The sequence below is a fragment of the Candidatus Poriferisodalis sp. genome, from assembly GCF_965221945.1.
In the GTDB taxonomy this organism is placed as follows: Bacteria; Actinomycetota; Acidimicrobiia; order Acidimicrobiales; family Poriferisodalaceae; genus Poriferisodalis.
This window is the reverse complement of sequence record NZ_OZ244925.1, coordinates 2,406,504-2,422,955: the sequence shown is the minus strand read 5'-3', so window position 1 is coordinate 2,422,955 and position 16,452 is coordinate 2,406,504. Positions and strand designations below refer to the sequence as shown.

Sequence of the window (16,452 nt, the reverse complement as noted above, 5' to 3'; positions counted from 1 at the left end):
TATTCGGACGTGTCGCCGACGGGGGACTCACGTGACGCTTCCGGCTGTCGGCGATGGGGACGTCCGACTCACCAGTGAGGTGATGTCCATGAAGTTCTTTCCTCCAGGCTGAAGAGGTCGGTTGCGGTTGTCCCCACATGCATTGTCTCCCGGCTCCGCACGCAGGTGGTCGCGCAAACGGCCCCAAAACCATTCGTTTGTCCCTTCGTGTCGATTAGGCCAAAGCCATGAATGAGTGCTCGGAGTGGCACATCTGCGCCCGCCGGCGGACGGCCTTGGGCAGCACCCGTAACCTCACGATGTGAACGTCGACGGGATTCGGACCGCTGATCGGCCCGCCTATCTCGACTGTGCTGCGTCGACGCCGATGCGGCCGTGTGCCGTCGAGGCCATGACGCCGTTCTTTGAGACCCAGTTCGCCAATCCGTCGGGAGCTCACCGCATGGCGCGCAGGTCAAGGTTAGCGATCGACGACGCCCGCGAGATTGCGGCCCACGCGCTCGACTTCGACCCGCACGGCATCGTGTTCACCAGTGGCGGGACCGAGGCCGACAATCTCGCAGTGCGCGGCGTCACGGCTGCGACCCGAACGACCGCACTGTGCCCGGCGACCGAACACCACGCAGTGCTGCATCCGGTTGAAGCGGTCGGCGGACGGAAGGTGCGAGTCGATTCCGGCGGCGCGGTCGATCTCGAACATTTGGCAGCACAGCTGGCTCCCGATGCGGGTCCGCCGGTCGGATTGGTCTCGGTGATGCTCGTCAACAACGAGTCAGGCGTCGTTGCCGACCTCGATGCGGTCGCCGAGGTGGTGCGTGCACACGCCCCCGAGGCGCTGCTGCACACCGATGCCGTGCAGGGCGTCAACTGGATTGACATCGCCGCAGCGGCGCGCCCCGCAGACCTGCTGTCGTTGAGCGCTCACAAGTTCGGCGGCCCCAAGGGCGTCGGCCTCATGGGCATCCGGCCCGAGGTGCCGCTGTCGGCGCAGCTGCTCGGCGGCGGACAGGAGGCGGACCGGCGCAGCGGCACGCACAACACCGCTGGCATCGCCGCGCTCGGCGCCGCGCTTGGGGAGCTGACCGAGACGCGCGACGCCGACATCTGCCGGATAGGCGCTATGGCGGATCAGTTGGCCGACGGTCTGCTCACAGCAATCGACGGATGTGCCGAGACCGTCGCCAGGTCGTGCCGCGCCGCGGGCATCTGCCAGTTGCTCCTCGAAGGCATCGAGACCGAGGCGTTGCTGGTGCTGCTCGATCGATATGACGTGATGGCCTCCGCAGCGGCCTCATGTGCATCGGGTGCCATGGAGCCCAGCCATGTGCTTGCCGCCATGGGCGTTGACCGCCAAGCCGCAGCTGGCTCGCTGCGCCTGTCGCTGGGCTGGTGCACCGAACCGTGGGAGATCGAGCGGGCCGTCGAAGCGATTCCCGGCTGCGTGGAGCAGCTGCGATGACACAGCTGCATGGGGCAGCGACGAAGACACAGCTGCATGGGGCAGCGACGAAGACACAGCTGCATGGGGCAGCGACGAAGAGCAAGGTACTCGTCGCGATGTCGGGCGGCGTCGACAGCTCCGTCGCTGCCGCGCTGTGCCTGCGCAAGGGCCATGAAGTAGTCGGCGTCACGCTGAAGCTGTGGGGAGGGCCCCAGGATCAAGGCTGCTGCGCGGTGTCAGACGTGGACGATGCCCGCAGGGTGTGCCAGCAGTTGGGCATCGACCACTTCGTCTTCAACTACGCGGCCGAATTCGAGCGCGATGTCGTCGAGACGTACGTGGATGCACACCGCAGAGGTCTCACTCCAAACCCGTGTATCGCCTGCAACCGGCATGTCAAGTTCGATGTGCTGTTGGACCGAGCCCGTCGCTTGGGCTTCGACCGCTTGGTCACCGGACATCACGTGCGCATCAGCTCCCGAAGCGGCGGGTTGGCGCTGCAGCGCGGTACCGACAGCGCGAAAGACCAGTCCTACGTCCTGTACATGCTCTCGGCGTCAGATCTGGCGGACGTGTGGTTCCCCGTCGGCGACTACCGCAAGGACGAGCTGCGGGCAATTGCATCCGAACTCGGACTGCGCACGGCCCAAAAGGCCGAGAGCCAGGACGTCTGCTTCATCACCGAGACCGCGGGCAGGGAACGCTTCCTGGCTGAACGCATCGACCTGCACACCGCGGAGCTGGTCGACACCTCGGGCAGGCGCATCGGCACCGCTCCGGCGGTGGAGTTGGTTACGGTCGGCCAGCGCAAGGGTCTCGATCTCGGCGGCGCGCCGCAGCGTCGATACGCCATCGAAGTAGACATCGGAACCCGTCGTGTCACCGTCGGCGGGGTCGATGATCTGGCAGCACGGGGTGTCCAGCTGGTCGACCATCGCTGGGCCAACAGGTCCGTTGCCGGCGACATACTCGCCCAGACCAGCGCGCACGGGCACGCGCTGCCAGCGAGCCTCGATGCTGAGGGTCAGTTGCACTGGATCGAACCTCAGCGCCGCGTCGCTGCAGGACAAGCTGTCGTCTTCTACGAAGGTGACGAGGTGCTCGGCGGTGCGACCGCCGCCGGACATCTCGCATGAGGCGCGCGAGATCCGAGGGCAATCCCAACGGCAACGATCCGCCCGTTTCCTGGGCGTTGCGCAAAGGTGTCTCGACGGCCATCACGCTTGGCGTGCTCGTCGCCGCGGCGGGCGTCGTGCTCGCGGTGTGGCTGACTCGCGGCGGCGAGTCAGCTCCGCCATATCCGAGCGGCCTGCAGACAGTGACGCCGGTGCCCGGCGCTCAAGTGCCACACCAGAGCCCGATCGGTGCTCGTCTCGACCCCGGCTGGAGGCCGACACTCGTCATCAACGGGACGACCATTCCCGCTGGACAGCTCGACGCCGGCACGACCCAACTCGGTGAGTATTTCTTTGCTCCAGGGACTGGCAAGGTCATCGAGAAGCTGCGCAGCGGGCAGACATGCGCTCGTGTGACCGCCACTCCGACGATCGACATCGAAGCGGCCGACTTCAGCTTCGAGTGGTGCTTCTCGACGTTCTGATCTCGAAGTCGAACGTGGCCTTCAGTCTGCAGGGTTCCTCGTGCTTGAGGGACCGCGCGGCTGTGGCAAGACCTGGACGGGACTGCGTCACGCCCGCAGCGCCATCCGCCTCGACACTGATCTCGACGCGCGCGCTCTCGGCAGCATCGACCCTTCGACGCTGTTGGGCGGCGAGGCGCCCCGGTTGCTCGACGAATGGCAGGTGGTGCCTGGGCTGTGGAACCACGTGCGCCACGCCGTTGACGCCACGGCCGAATTCGGGTGCTTCATCTTGGCAGGGTCGGCCCGGCCCGCCGCCGACGCCACCCGCCACACCGGTGCAGGACGAGTTCGCCGGATCCGAATGAGGCCGATGTCGCTGTTCGAGTCAGGGGATTCCACGGGTGAGGTGTCTCTGGGAGGACTTCTCAGCGGCCAACCGGCGAGCGCAAGCCGACCCGATTCGGGACTCGCAGAAGTCACGCAAATACTGTGCCGGGGTGGATGGCCCGGTCAGGTGGAGATGCCGTTGCCGGAGATTCAGCGCAACCTGCGCGGCTATCTCTCCGAAGCTGCCCGATCCGATGTTCGACTCCTCGATGACGCTGCCATCCGAAATCCCGCCGGTGTGGAGCGACTGCTCCATTCACTGGCACGAAATGTCGCGACCGAAGCCAGCATGAGCACATTGGGCGCGGACGCGGAACTGGAGTCACTTCACCGCCACACCGTTCGTGCGTATCTGGAAGCACTGCGACGCGTCTTCGTGGTCGAAGAACAGCCCGCGTGGTCGGTTCGCCTGCGTTCTCGAGCACCGCTGCGCAAGTCGGCCAAGTGGCATCTGGCCGATCCCTCGCTGGCGGCTGCCGCACTCGGCGCCAATGCTGAGCGCCTCATTGGTGACATGTCCACGCTCGGCCTGCTGTTCGAGTCGCTCGTGGTGAGGGATCTGCGAGTGCTCGCTCAGCCCCACGACGGACGCGTCTCTCACCTGCGCGACGCGGCGGGCACCGAAGCCGACGCCATCGTCGAATTGCCCGACGGGCGATGGCTCGCGGCAGAAATCAAGCTCGGCGGCAGCGACGCGATCGAAGCAGCGGCCCAGTCGCTGCAACGCGTACGCGACAACGTTGCCGCTGACCGTGCCGGGCAGTTGGTCGGCATGGTGGTCATCACCGCCCTCGGCTTCGCCTACACCCGCCGCGACGGCGTCCGAGTCACCCCCGTCACCGCCCTCGGCCCCTAACCCCCAAGTAGGTGCCACCGGCTGGGAGGGGTGGGCGCCTAGCCGGCTGCGAGTTCCCCGGTCTCGAGCAGGGTTCGTAGGCCGTTGTCGTCAAGGATCGGCACGCCGAGGTCGGCGGCCTTGTCGAGCTTGGTCTGTCCGGCGTTCGCTCCTGCCACCAGAGCGAACGTGCTCTTGTTGACGCTGCCTGGGGTCTTGCCTCCTCGTGCTGTGATCGCGGCCTTGGCTTCGTCGCGGCTGAGATGCCAGCCATCGAGATTGCCGGTCACCACGACTGACTTGCCTGCAAGCACCTGTGGCGCATCCAGCTCGCCGTCAACTCGGTCGAAGCGCACCCCTGCTTGGTCCAGCCGTTCGACTAGCGCAGCGTTGCCCTTATCGGCAAAGAAGCTGGTGACGCTTGCGGCAATGATCGGGCCAATGCCATCGATTGCTGCGAGTTCCTCATCGTTCGCGGCCACGATCCTTCGAAGTGAGCCGAATCGCCGTGCCAGCAGTTCCGATGCCGTCGGACCGAGGTGCTCGATGCCGAGACCGATGAGCAATCGAGCCAGTGGCGCATCACGAGCAGCCTCGATCTCGACAAGAAGACTGTTGGCGGATTTTTCGGCGAATCCCTCGAGCCCGACAAGTTGATCGATGATCAGCCCGAAGAGGTCTGCTGGGCCAGCGATGAGTCCCCGTTCGTAGAACGTCACGATCGTTCGCTCGCCGAGGCCCTCGATGTCGAGCGCGCCGCGGCCAACGAAGTGACCGATGCCCTGGATCACTCGGTCTCGGCATGTGCGGTTCCGGCAGTAGGTGTTGGCATCACCCTCGTTGCGTTCCAGCTTGCTGCCACACGAAGGACACTCGTCGGGGAAGCGCCAGGGCTCGGAGTCTGAGGGGCGTTCGGCGAGCACTGGGCCGACCACTTCGGGGATGACGTCGCCGGCCTTGCGCACGATGACCGTGTCGCGCGGGCGGACGTCCTTGGCGGCGACCTGGTCCTGATTGTGCAGCGTGGCGAGCGACACCGTCGATCCGCCGACGAAGACGGGCTCCATGTCGGCGAAGGGAGTAGCGCGACCTGTGCGGCCGATCGAGACCATGATGCTGCGCAGCTTGGTCGTGCGTTCCTCGGGAGGGAATTTGTAGGCCACTGCCCAGCGCGGCGCACGGCTGGTGTAACCCAGTTCCGACCGGAGCGCCAGATCGGCCACCTTCACGACAACGCCGTCGATTTCATAGGAGGGCTTGTGGCGGTCGTGCTCCCACGTCGTGCAGAAATCCTCGACTTCGGCGAGCGTGCCGAAGGTGCGGATCTCGGGACTCACCGGCATGCCGAGCGTGCCTAGGTACTCGAAGACCTCGCCCGCACCGCCGAGGTCGGGGCCGCCAACCAGCTCGCCGACGTCGTAACTCCAGAATGACAGTCCTCGCATCGCGACAATCGAGGGATCCTTCTGGCGCAGGCTGCCCGCAGCTGTGTTTCGGGCATTTGCGTAGTCGGGATGGCGGCGCTGCACATCGACCGACGTGAGCCTGGCCAGCGACTCGAGCTTCCGCCGCTCAGTCACCGGCATGTCTTCGGTGGTGCTTGCAAGCCGTTGCCTGGCGCTCTCTGTGGCTTCGGTCAGGGCATGGCGCGCCTTGGCCTGCGACTCGTTCAATTCGCGGAACCTGTGCAGCGGCAAGAAGACCTCGCCGCGCACCTCGATGACCTCGGGCAACGGCGCCGACGTACTCAGTTCCCGAGGGATGTCCGCGATGGTCACGATGTTCGCGGTGACGTCCTCGCCGACGCGCCCGTTCCCCCGTGTCGCTGCCTGAACAAGGCGTCCCTGCTCGTACCGAAGCGAAACGGCCAGCCCGTCAAACTTCAGCTCGCAGATCAGGTCCGGTTCGGGCACGTCGACCTCAGCCCCGTCTCCATCGTCGTCGGGGTCCGCGTCGTCGAACAGTGTCGGCTGCGCCGCAGCGAGCCCGCGCATGACACGGCCATGCCACGAGCGCAGCTCATCGAAGTCCATGGCGTTGTCGAGCGACATCATCGGTCTGGCATGGACGACTTCGCTGAAGAGTGCCGACAGCTCTGCGCCGACACGCTGGCTGGGCGAATTCGGATCCGCGAAATCGGGATAGCGCGCTTCGAGTTCGATGAGTTCGCGCTTGCGGGCGTCGTACTCCCCATCGGGCACCGACGGCGCATCGTCTCGGTGGTACTCAACGTCGTAGCGGCTGATCAGACTTGACAAGTGCCGCATTAGGTTGAGAACGCTCTCGGGAGCGGAGCTGAGCGCCGCCGCACGGCGCTCGCCTGTTGAGTCGTTGCTGTCGGAGGGCATCGCACTGCCGAGAGTACTGAGGGGCTGCAACACTTTCGGCAGCAGTTGGGCGGGGTATCGCGGCATCCAGCGGCGAGACTTCACCCGTGACCGCAACGCTTCGCGCGCATCCGACGCTGTGGCTGATGCGGCTGTTGTGGTTGGTGATGCCGTGGAGCGTCGGAGCCGCTGCGGCGGACGCGCTCAGCGCTTGCTCGGAGATGTCGGCACGCATCCTCAGCGCCGAATTGTGGGCTGCCTGGGCACTTGTGCTGACAGCAGCCTTTGTGCGGCGGCCGTGGGCTCTCACCGTCGTTCGCATCTGCGTGCCTGCCTCCATCGGCGTGGCGGTCGGATCGGTCGTGGCCGCGGCGGCATGGGATGCCGACCTGGCGGCCCCACGTGCAGCAGCAGCCATCGCGGGTGCGGCCATCGCGACCGCTGTTGCTCTGCTGCCCGAGACCGGCAATTCCATCGTGGACGGTCTCAGCTATGGCAATGAACGACGGATGCTGTTGCGTACCCCGTTCCTGCTGGCAGTGGCGCCCGTCCCGCTGGTGTGGGCGGCTGTCGTCGCCGGGACAACGACGCCGCTGGTGCTGTGGGCCATCGAGCAGTGGATCTGGGCTGCCGTTGCCACGGTCACGGGGTTCACCTCGGCGGTGCTGGGCTTCCGGTCGCTGCATCAACTGGCCCGTCGCTGGGTCGTGTTCGTGCCCAACGGATTCGTCCTGCACGATCGCATGGCGACGCGCGAGCCGTTCCTGCTGCGCCGCGCCGATATCGCGTCGCTCGGTCCAGCGCCCGCTGACATCGACCTTGGTGCGGACGACCTGGCGGACGTCAGCGGCAACGCGCTCGGCCCCGTGCTGCTCGTCACCTTGGACGGTCAGGTCGAAGTGGTGCCGCGCACGACAGGCACTGCACAGGTGATGGCGGTTTCCCGGGTGCTGTTCAGCCCAACCCGTCCGGGCGAAGTGCTGTCCGAAGCCGCCCGCCGACGAATTCCCCGCTGATTGGCTCCCCCTGATCGAGGGCCGATCCGTCGCTTGTCGGCCGTTGATCGGTCGTCGAGCAGCCACCCGTTTCCGGTCGATTTCTCGATGACAACGCACCGGTACCCTGCCGCATGCGATGGCAGAATCGACGCCTGTGATCAGCACAGACCAAGTGGCGCATGTGGCGCGCCTGGCGAGGATCGAGCTCACGCCAGCCGAGATCGATCACTACACCGGCCACCTCGGGCGCGTCCTGGACCACGCCCGCGAGCTGGAAGATCTCGATCTGGCAGATGTGCCGCCGCTTGCGCACCCCTATCCGCTGCAAAATGTCTTCCGCGACGACGTCGCCGGTCCGCCGGTGGACCGGGACGAGGTGCTGGGCCAAGCACCCGCGGTATCCGATGGACAGTTCGAAGTGCCGCCAGTGCTCGGCGGCGAGTCCTGAGCCGGTGATGACCCGCTCGCGAACCCGGATGAGCCCAGTGCAATGAGCCCAGCCCGATGAACACAGCGAAGGCCATCGCGCAGGACGTGCGCAGCGGCACCCGCCGAGCAGCGGACGTGCTGGAGGAGTATCTCGGCCGCATCGACATGCACGAAGGCGACATTCACGCGTTCAACACGGTGACAGCCGAGCGGGCCCGTGCTGCGGCCGCGGCCATCGATGCCGCTGTCGACGAAGGCCGCGATCCGGGTCCGCTGGCAGGTGTGCCCGTCGCATTCAAGGACAACCTGTGCACCAGCGGCGTGCCGACCACTTGCTCATCCCGCATGCTCGAGACGTGGTCGCCTCCCTATGACGCCACGGTGGTGCAGGCGATGACGGCCGCTGGTGCGGTGATGGTCGGCAAGACCAATCTGGACGAGTTCGCGATGGGCAGTTCCACCGAGAACTCGGCATTCGGCCCCACACGCAACCCCTACGACCTCGCTCGGGTGCCCGGAGGCTCCAGTGGGGGCTCGGCTGCCGCGGTCGCCGCCGGCTTTGCGCCGCTCGCTCTGGGGTCTGAAACCGGCGGCTCGGTCCGGCAACCCGCTGCGCTGTGCGGCATCGTCGGCATCAAGCCCACCTACGGCCGCGTCAGCCGCTACGGGCTCGTGGCCTTCGCCAGCTCGTTCGACCAGGTCGGCCCGTTCGCAGCCGACGTTGCCGACGCGGCGCTCGCGCTCGAAGTCATCAGCGGCCATGATCCAGCTGACAGCACGTCCATCCCAACTGCCGTGCCCGACTACGACGCCGCGCTGAGAAGGGGTGTCGAGGGTCTGCGGGTGGGTGTGGTCAGCGAGCTGACCGGGGGCGGACGCAACGGCGCGGGAATCGGCGGCAGCAACGGCGACGTCCTCGACGGGATCGACGCCGACGTCACCGAACGGGTGCTCGAGGCGGCCGATGCCCTTGCCGAAGCCGGGGCCGTCGTCGGTCGCGTGTCCGTGCCAGCGGTCATCTATGGCCTCACGGCGTACTACCTCATTGCGCCGGCGGAGGCCTCCAGCAATTTGGCGCGCTACGACGGCACTCGCTACGGGCTGCGTGTCGAAGGTGCCGACGTCGAGGAGATGAACCGCTTGACTCGCAGGGCTGGCTTCGGGGACGAGGTCAAGGCGCGCATCATGCTGGGAACGTTCGCCCTCAGCGCTGGCTACTACGACGCCTACTACGGCAAGGCTCAACGGGTTCGCATGCTGACGCGACGGGACTTCGACGCTGCGTACGCGGACTACGACGTGTTGCTCTCGCCAACCTCGCCGTGCGTGGCATTCCGCTTCGGCGAGCGCTCCGATCCCATGACGATGTACCGATGCGACACCTGCACCATCCCGTCAAACCTCTCAGGCGACCCGGCCATGTCGGTGCCGTTCGGAACGGGGGCGGAGAGCCTGCCGGTGGGCGTGCAAGTGCTGGCTCCCGCGCTGGGCGAGGAGACGATGCTGACGGTAGCGGCAGCACTTGAGCGCGTTGCGCCGGTGCTTCCGGCACCGCAGTTGGCCGCTGGCAAGTCGACGCAGCTGGGGGGCGCGTGATGGCGACTGCGAATCAGGACTCCGCGCTCTCGACGCCGACAGACTGGGAGATCGTTGTCGGGCTCGAGGTCCATGTCGAGCTGGCGACTGACACCAAGCTGTTCTCCGCAGCGCCGAGCCGCTTCGGCGACGAGCCGAACACCAACGTCACGCCGGTCTGCTTGGGCCTGCCCGGCTCACTGCCCGTGCTGAACCGCCGCGCCGTCGAACTGGCCATGGCGGTGGGTCTCGCGCTCAACTGCGAGATACGGCCGTCGGTGTTCCACCGCAAGAACTACTTCTACCCCGACATGCCGAAGGACTACCAGATCAGCCAGTACGACCAGCCGATCTGCTCGAATGGCTGGCTGGATGTGCCCGGCGGGAACCGGGTTGGCATCGAGCGGGCGCATCTGGAAGAAGACGCTGGCAAGACGACGCACTTGGGGGGTGCAGATGGCCGCATCCACGGGGCGGTCGGCGCGCTCGTGGACTACAACCGGGCGGGCACACCGCTGCTGGAAATCGTCTCACGACCTGACATCGGATCGGCCGACGAGGCCAGCGCCTATGTCACCGAACTGCGGGCGATCCTGCTGGCGCTCGGCGCGTCCGACGCTCGGCTTGAGGAAGGCTCTCTGCGCGTCGACGCAAATATCAGCGTGCGGCCCGCCGGCTCGGGCGAACTGCGCACTCGCTGCGAGGTCAAGAACCTCAACTCGCTGCGGTCGCTGCGCAACGCCATCGACCACGAGGCCCGGCGGCACATCGGGCTCTATGAAGCGGGCGAGTTGCCGATTCAGGAGACCCGGCACTGGTCCACCGACGGTCGCACCCACTCGTTGAGGTCCAAGGAAGAGGCCGACGACTACCGCTACTTCCCCGAACCCGACTTGGTGCCGCTCGCGCCGGATCCCGACTGGATCGAGCGGGTGCGCTCTGCGATGCCAGCACTGCCTGCCGCTCAGCGCGAGCGCCTCGGTGCACTGGGTGCCGACCCCGACGACGCGGAGGTCATCGTGAGCCGCGGCATGGCCCCGCTGGTGCTGGGAGCAGTCGAGGCCGGCGCTGATGCGGCCCGCACCGTCACGCACGCCGTGCAGAACCTGGCGCTCGAGGGGGCCGAGCTGCTCGACGTCACGCAGCTGACGTCGCTTGTCGCAATGGAAACGTCGGGCCAGCTCACGGCCACGCAGGCGAAGACCGTGCTCGGGATCATGTGCGAACGGGCGCCTGGTGCCGGTGCCGAACCGGGCGCGATTGCAGCAGGGTTGGGCTTCGAAGCCATGGACTCTGGAGAACTCGAGGCCCTGGTGGACCAGGCCATCGCCGAGAACCCTGAGGCCTGGGAGAAGTTCTGCGCCGGCGAGTCCAAGGTGGCCGGGGTCTTCGTGGGTGCAGTGATGAAGGCCACCCGCGGCCAAGCTGACGGCAAGGCCGTCAACCGGCTCCTCGCGCAGCGCCGCGACGCTTGACTGGTCGGCGACCGTTCGCGGCGCTCAGGCGTCGCCAGTGCGGAGCCAGGCGTCGCCTCGGAAGTGAATCCACTGGGGCGCAACGCGCAGGCACATGAACAGGATCAGCGCGGCCCACAGCCAGCCGAGTCCCAGGTCCAGCAAGCGCACGGTCCCCCCGACAATCGTGAATCCCACCGCGGCGCCAGCCATTGCCCGTGCCAAGAAGCCCAAGTCACCGGCGCCGATGAAGATGCCGTCGAAGGCGAAGGCGGCGGCATTGACCGGCTGCATGGCAGCCACGAACAGCAGCACGAAACCGCCGAGGGAGACCACTTCGGGATCGGTGCTGAAGATCGATGCCAATGGCCCGCGCAGCACAACGAGTGCTGCCCCGAAGATGAAGCTGAGCTGGAGGCTCATGCCGATCATCCGCACGCTGGCGGCGCGTGCCACCTCGGGCCGACTGGCGCCAAGCTCCTTGGCCACCATGGCTTGACCCGCAATCGCGACCGCATCAAGGGCGAGGGCGAGCAGCGACCAGATCTCCGCACCGATCTGGTGGGAGGCGATCTCCGTGGTGCCGATGCGCGAGGCGAATACTGCCGCCAGCACGAACGAGCCCCGGAGCGCGCCCGTGCGCACGAACATCTGCAGGCCAACACGGGCATAGCGGCGTGCGGCGGCCGCGACCAGCCGCAACGAAGCGCCTGCGGCCCGTGTCCGGCGGCGGACCGCTACAACGAACACGATCGCCGCGCCCCACTGCGCAACAACCGTCGACCAGGCCGAGCCGGCGATTCCCATGTCGAGCTCGAATACCAGCACGAGCTCGATCAGCAGATTCGCGAGAGCAGACGCCACGGCAACGATGAGCGGCGTGACCGTGTCCTGTGCGCCTCGCAGGTAACCGGTGGCGGCCATGGCGGCGAGCAGCGCGGTGAAGCCGATCAGGCTGATCCGCAGGTAGGTGAGCGCCAGCTCGGCGACCTCGGGCGTTGGATCGAACAGACCCACGAGCCAGTCGGATCCCGCCCACATGGCCAGGCTGACGGCGATGCCCAGGCCGACCGACAGCCACATGCCAGCGATTCCCTGCTCGGCTGCCCGCTCCGGCGAGCCGGCGCCGACCAGCCGACCGACCAGCCCCGTCGTGCCGTAGGCCAAGAAGATCAGCGCGGCATGGGCGCTGAGCAAAATGGCCGATGCAATGGCTAGCCCTGCCAGCTCGGGTGTGCCAAGCCTGCCCACGATGGCCGTGTCGGTGACCACATAGAGCGGCTCGGCAATCAGCGCGCCGAACGCTGGCACGGCCAGCAGCAGGATCTCGCGGTCATAGACCGTGCGGCGCAGCACAGCTATGCCCCGGTTGCAATCGATGTTTCTGGCATCATCCGGCGAAAGAATCGGCGGTGAGTCGCCACACGCCGGTTTCTATGTCGATGACGTACAGCTCGCCGGCTCCGTCGACGGCGAACCCGACCGGCCGCGGCGTGCTCACGCCCAGATGCCAGACCTCGTCGGGCTGTGCACGGGGCTCTACCGATGCGGCGTAGATGTCGCCCCCGCAGAAATCCGCAAACACGTAGCGACCCGCCAGCCACTCCAGCTCGCTGCCGCGGTAGACGTGTCCCCCGATCACCGCGCACAGGCCGCGCCCGTGCCGGTACTCGAGGTCCGGTGCCCGGTGGTTGCTGAGCTCATCGCCCACAAAGCGCCGAGTGCCCTCGTAGGCGTTCCACCCCAAGTTGGCGCCGCCCTCGTCGGGTGCGAGCACGTTGACCTCTTCGATGCACTGCTGGCCCACGTCCGAGACCCACAACGTGCCGGTCGCCTCGTCGAACGACATGCGGTACGGGTTGCGCGTGCCGTAGACCCAGATGTGCGGATCGCTGCCGGGCCCAAGGTCCGGGTTGCCCGGCGCGGGCACCAGGCGCCAGTCGTCGGAATCAGTGCTGCCGCCGGTATCGAGGGCGAATCGCAGCACGGCCCCCAGCGGAGTGGCGAGGTTCTGGCCGTGATGACGAGGGTCGCCGAGGCCGCCGCCGTCACCGAACGACGCATACAGCAGCCCGTCGGGACCGAACAGCAAGTCGCCGCCATTGTGCTGTGCATTGGTTTGATTTACCTGCAGCACATCGGTGTAGTCGCCATGCAGCGCCGTGCGGTCAGCGGTCGGCGTGAGCACAGTGAGGACACTGGAACCGTGCCGGTCGGTGCGGTTGATCCACAGCCGGCCGTGCGGCCCCAGTGTCATGCCTACCAAGCCCTGATCGTGCTCGGCCGCCGTGTTCGACGAGAAGTCGGCCACGGGCTCCGCGCTCAAGACCGCACCGAATCCGGGGCCCCCCTGTACCGCCAGGCTGGGTGCAAATCGCCAGATGCGGCCCCTGCGGTCGCCGACAAAGCCACCGCCCGCGCCGCTGGTACCTGAATCACCAGTGCCCGATGTCGCCCCGTCAAACACCATGACGGTTGCCTCGACCAAGTCGATGTACGGCGCGAGCGTCACGACACGCCCGGAGGCCGCCTCGCTGAGTGGGACCGCCCCGAGCTCGGACAGACCCACCGGGCACGGCATGTTGGACGCCAGGTACTCGGGGGTCTGCGTCAGCGGCAGCGTCGTGGCAGGCACGGTTGCCTCGGCGCCCGTGCCGTCGCCCGGACTGCCGATGGCAGGGCCTGTGCCCTCATCAAGCCCGATGTTCGAGCACCCGGCCGCCATCACCCCAGCAGCAATAGCCACGGTGCAGACAGCGACGCTGAACAGCCGTCCGCCCTGCACCCGGCCAATGTACGCCCACCCAGCGGCATGCCGGCCTGATTTCGGTCGCGTGTGTGCCCAATTCAAGTTGTGGCTGCGGGGCAAGCACGACAGAATGGGTCGATGCGCGCGCGAGTGAACCAGTTCGGCTGCCCGGCCGAGCCCGCGAGGCGCAATGAGGTCGTAGGGGTACTTACCTAAGGCGAGCCCGTTTCGACGCGCTCGCCCTGCCTCCCGCTCGGGAGGCACAGTCATTTATGGACTCAGTCATTTGGGGCACAGTCATTTCAGGATTCGTTGCAGGAGAAACTTCATGGAGCTCACGGGCGCTCAGGCCTTGATGCGAAGCCTCGAGACGAGCGGTGTCGAGGTGATGTTCGGCCTGCCTGGCGGGGCGATCCTGCCCGTGTACGACCCGGTGCTGGACTCGTCGATCCGCCATGTCCTGGTGCGCCATGAGCAGGGTGCGGGCCACATGGCGCAGGGCTACGCGCACGTCACCGGCAGGCCAGGGGTGGCGATGGTCACGAGCGGGCCGGCTGCCACCAACATCGTGACGCCGTTGTGCGATGCCTTCATGGACTCGATCCCGTTGGTGGTCGTGACCGGCCAGGTGGCGATGTCGGCGATCGGCTCGGATGCCTTTCAGGAGTGCGACACCACGGGCATCACCATGGCGGTCACCAAGCACAACTATCTGGTCACCGAGGCGGCCGACATCCCGCGCATCGTCGCCGAGGCGTTTCACATCGCCACCACGGGCCGGCCTGGACCCGTGCTGATCGACCTGCCGAAGGACGTCAGCAACGAGATGATGACCTGGTACTGGCCAGACAGCGTTGACCTGCCCGGCTACCGGCCCCGAAGCGAAGTCGATCCCGCGGCCATCGCCGAAGCCGCCGCGTTGATCCGCACCGCTCAGCGCCCAGTGATCTACGCGGGCGGGGGCCTGCTGAAGGCACGTGCGGCGGAGGCGTTGCGTGAGCTCGCAGAGATGTGCGATATCCATGTCGTCACGACCTTGATGGCCCGCGGAGTGTTCCCAGACCGTCATCGTCTCTGCCTGGGCATGCCCGGCATGCACGGCAACTACTCGGCGGTGACCGCGATGCAGCAGGCCGACCTGCTCATCAACCTCGGGGCGCGCTTTGACGACCGGGTCACGGGAAACCCAGCACACTTCGCCCCCGGTGCCAAGGTCATTCACGTCGATATCGACCCAGCCGAACACGGAAAGGTGCGCGTGCCCGACGTCGCCATTGCCGGTGACGCCCGGGTGGCCGTCGAGGCGCTGATCGCTGCGCTGCGGCCTGCCGACGGCACCGACGTCACCGATGCCATGGCGGACCGGTCGGTCTGGAAGTCGACGATCTCGGGCTGGCAGGAGCAGTTTCCGCTGAGCTATGACCAGCCCTCGAGCGGTCACCCGCTCAAGTCCCAATACGTGGTGGAGCAGCTGCGCGATAACACGCCCGACGACACGATCGTCGTGGCGGGTGTCGGGCAGCACCAGATGTGGGCGAGCCAGTACTGGAAGTTCGACCACCCCTACACCTGGGTCAACTCGGGCGGCCTCGGAACCATGGGCTTCGCGGTGCCGGCTGCCATCGGTGCCAAGGTGGGCCGACCCGACCGCACCGTGTGGGCCATCGATGGCGACGGCTGCTTCCAGATGACTGCGCAGGAGCTGATTTCCGCAAGCGCCGAGAACATCCCGGTGAAGGTGGCCATCCTCAACAACGCCTACCTCGGCATGGTGCGTCAATGGCAGGAGCTCTTCTACGCCGAGCGCTACAGCCAGGTGTACCTCAGCGCAGATCACCCCGACTACGTGGGCTGGGCCGAGGCCATGGGCTGCGCAGGCATCCGGGTGGAATCAGCCTCCGAAGTGGTGCCCGCAATCATGAAGGCGAACTCGATCAACGACCGCCCCGTGGTGATCGACTTCCGCGTCGATACCGAGGAGAAGGTGTACCCGATGGTGCCAGCCGGCGGCTCCAACGACGACATCATCCTGGGGCCTGAAGGCGATGCCGGAGCTGCGCTGAAGGGTTCAGCGCCGTCGTGAGCGCCCCTCAGGAGCCGGATCTCCACATCTTCGCGGCCATCGTGGAGAACAAGTTCGGCGTGCTGGCGCGCATCGCCGGTCTCTTCAGCCGCCGCGGCTTCAACATCTTCTCCCTTGCGGTCGCTCCGACCGGCGATCCCGACTACAGCCGCATCACCATCGTGGTCGACGTCCACAACACCGACGTCACCCAGATCGCAAAGCAGCTCGACAAGCTCATCAATGTGATCCACATCAGCGAGTTGCACCCGTCGGACTCGATCGAACGCGAGCTGATGCTCGCACGCGTCGGGGCGGTCGATCTCGCAGCTGTCGTCGAGGTCATCTCCGAATACGGGGGGGACGTGCTTGATCACACAGACGGCGAGGCAATTGTGAGCGTCAGCGCCCATCCGGATCGGCTCGACCGATGCGAGCGTCAATTGCGCCCATTTGGCTTGCATGTGCTCCAGCGCACCGGCCGCATCGCGCTGCGAGCGCTCGATGCCTATGAGCCCGCCGTCGGCATGACCGGCTGAGCCTGCCCGCGAAGGGGCTGCCGCACGATCCGCACCGGAGAGTTCGGCATACTCCATCCGCACGATTCCTGAAC

13 protein-coding genes are annotated in these 16,452 nt (G+C 66.8%); 10 read left to right on the top strand and 3 right to left on the bottom strand.

Annotated elements, in window-relative coordinates:
- Positions 1-301 precede the first annotated feature (301 nt).
- From ACOQPH_RS11280 to ACOQPH_RS11265, 4 genes are read left to right on the top strand one after another with little or no spacing between them, the layout of a single operon-like run.
- Positions 302-1,459 (top strand): cysteine desulfurase family protein, encoded by a 1,158-nt coding sequence (locus tag ACOQPH_RS11280; RefSeq protein WP_420621486.1) that lies wholly within the window; start codon positions 302-304, stop codon positions 1,457-1,459.
- A complete protein-coding gene (mnmA, locus tag ACOQPH_RS11275) occupies positions 1,456-2,577 on the top strand; it encodes a tRNA 2-thiouridine(34) synthase MnmA (RefSeq protein WP_420621485.1) in 1,122 nt (373 codons plus the stop codon). Before ACOQPH_RS11280 ends, mnmA begins: the two co-directional genes overlap by 4 nt.
- Positions 2,574-3,041 (top strand): hypothetical protein, encoded by a 468-nt coding sequence (locus ACOQPH_RS11270; protein ID WP_420621484.1) that lies wholly within the window; start codon positions 2,574-2,576, stop codon positions 3,039-3,041. Before mnmA ends, ACOQPH_RS11270 begins: the two co-directional genes overlap by 4 nt.
- 40 nt (positions 3,042-3,081) lie before the next feature.
- Positions 3,082-4,266 carry an ATP-binding protein gene (locus tag ACOQPH_RS11265; protein ID WP_420621483.1) on the top strand — a complete coding sequence of 395 codons (1,185 nt, stop codon included), beginning with the start codon at positions 3,082-3,084 and terminating at the stop codon, positions 4,264-4,266.
- Between the two features lie 38 nt (positions 4,267-4,304).
- Here the strand turns inward: ACOQPH_RS11265 and ligA are convergent, their stop codons facing one another.
- Positions 4,305-6,503, bottom strand: coding sequence for an NAD-dependent DNA ligase LigA (gene ligA, locus ACOQPH_RS11260; protein ID WP_420621482.1), 2,199 nt, complete (start codon positions 6,501-6,503; stop codon positions 4,305-4,307).
- Between the two features lie 176 nt (positions 6,504-6,679).
- Between ligA and ACOQPH_RS11255 the strand changes: the two genes are divergently transcribed.
- From ACOQPH_RS11255 to gatB, 4 genes are all read left to right on the top strand, one after another.
- Positions 6,680-7,588 carry a hypothetical protein gene (locus ACOQPH_RS11255; protein WP_420621481.1) on the top strand — a complete coding sequence of 303 codons (909 nt, stop codon included), beginning with the start codon at positions 6,680-6,682 and terminating at the stop codon, positions 7,586-7,588.
- Positions 7,589-7,706: 118 nt separating this feature from the next.
- Positions 7,707-8,018, top strand: a complete 312-nt coding sequence (gene gatC, locus ACOQPH_RS11250) for an Asp-tRNA(Asn)/Glu-tRNA(Gln) amidotransferase subunit GatC (RefSeq protein ID WP_420621480.1) — start codon at positions 7,707-7,709, stop codon at positions 8,016-8,018.
- Between the two features lie 56 nt (positions 8,019-8,074).
- On the top strand, positions 8,075-9,595 hold the full coding sequence (gene gatA, locus ACOQPH_RS11245) for an Asp-tRNA(Asn)/Glu-tRNA(Gln) amidotransferase subunit GatA (protein WP_420621479.1): 1,521 nt from the start codon (positions 8,075-8,077) through the stop codon (positions 9,593-9,595).
- Complete coding sequence (gatB, locus tag ACOQPH_RS11240) at positions 9,595-11,049, top strand: Asp-tRNA(Asn)/Glu-tRNA(Gln) amidotransferase subunit GatB (protein WP_420621478.1); 1,455 nt, start codon at positions 9,595-9,597, stop codon at positions 11,047-11,049. The genes gatA and gatB overlap by 1 nt, the downstream gene beginning before the upstream one ends.
- 24 nt (positions 11,050-11,073) lie before the next feature.
- Here the strand turns inward: gatB and ACOQPH_RS11235 are convergent, their stop codons facing one another.
- A complete protein-coding gene (locus ACOQPH_RS11235) occupies positions 11,074-12,384 on the bottom strand; it encodes an MATE family efflux transporter (RefSeq protein ID WP_420621477.1) in 1,311 nt (436 codons plus the stop codon).
- Between the two features lie 34 nt (positions 12,385-12,418).
- Positions 12,419-13,813 carry a PQQ-dependent sugar dehydrogenase gene (locus ACOQPH_RS11230; protein WP_420621476.1) on the bottom strand — a complete coding sequence of 465 codons (1,395 nt, stop codon included), beginning with the start codon at positions 13,811-13,813 and terminating at the stop codon, positions 12,419-12,421.
- Between the two features lie 292 nt (positions 13,814-14,105).
- Here ACOQPH_RS11230 and ilvB point away from each other — a divergent pair, with 292 nt between their 5' ends.
- Positions 14,106-15,860 carry a biosynthetic-type acetolactate synthase large subunit gene (ilvB, locus tag ACOQPH_RS11225; RefSeq protein ID WP_420621475.1) on the top strand — a complete coding sequence of 585 codons (1,755 nt, stop codon included), beginning with the start codon at positions 14,106-14,108 and terminating at the stop codon, positions 15,858-15,860.
- On the top strand, positions 15,857-16,378 hold the full coding sequence (gene ilvN / locus ACOQPH_RS11220) for an acetolactate synthase small subunit (RefSeq protein ID WP_420444818.1): 522 nt from the start codon (positions 15,857-15,859) through the stop codon (positions 16,376-16,378). The genes ilvB and ilvN overlap by 4 nt, the downstream gene beginning before the upstream one ends.
- Positions 16,379-16,452: the final 74 nt, after the last annotated feature.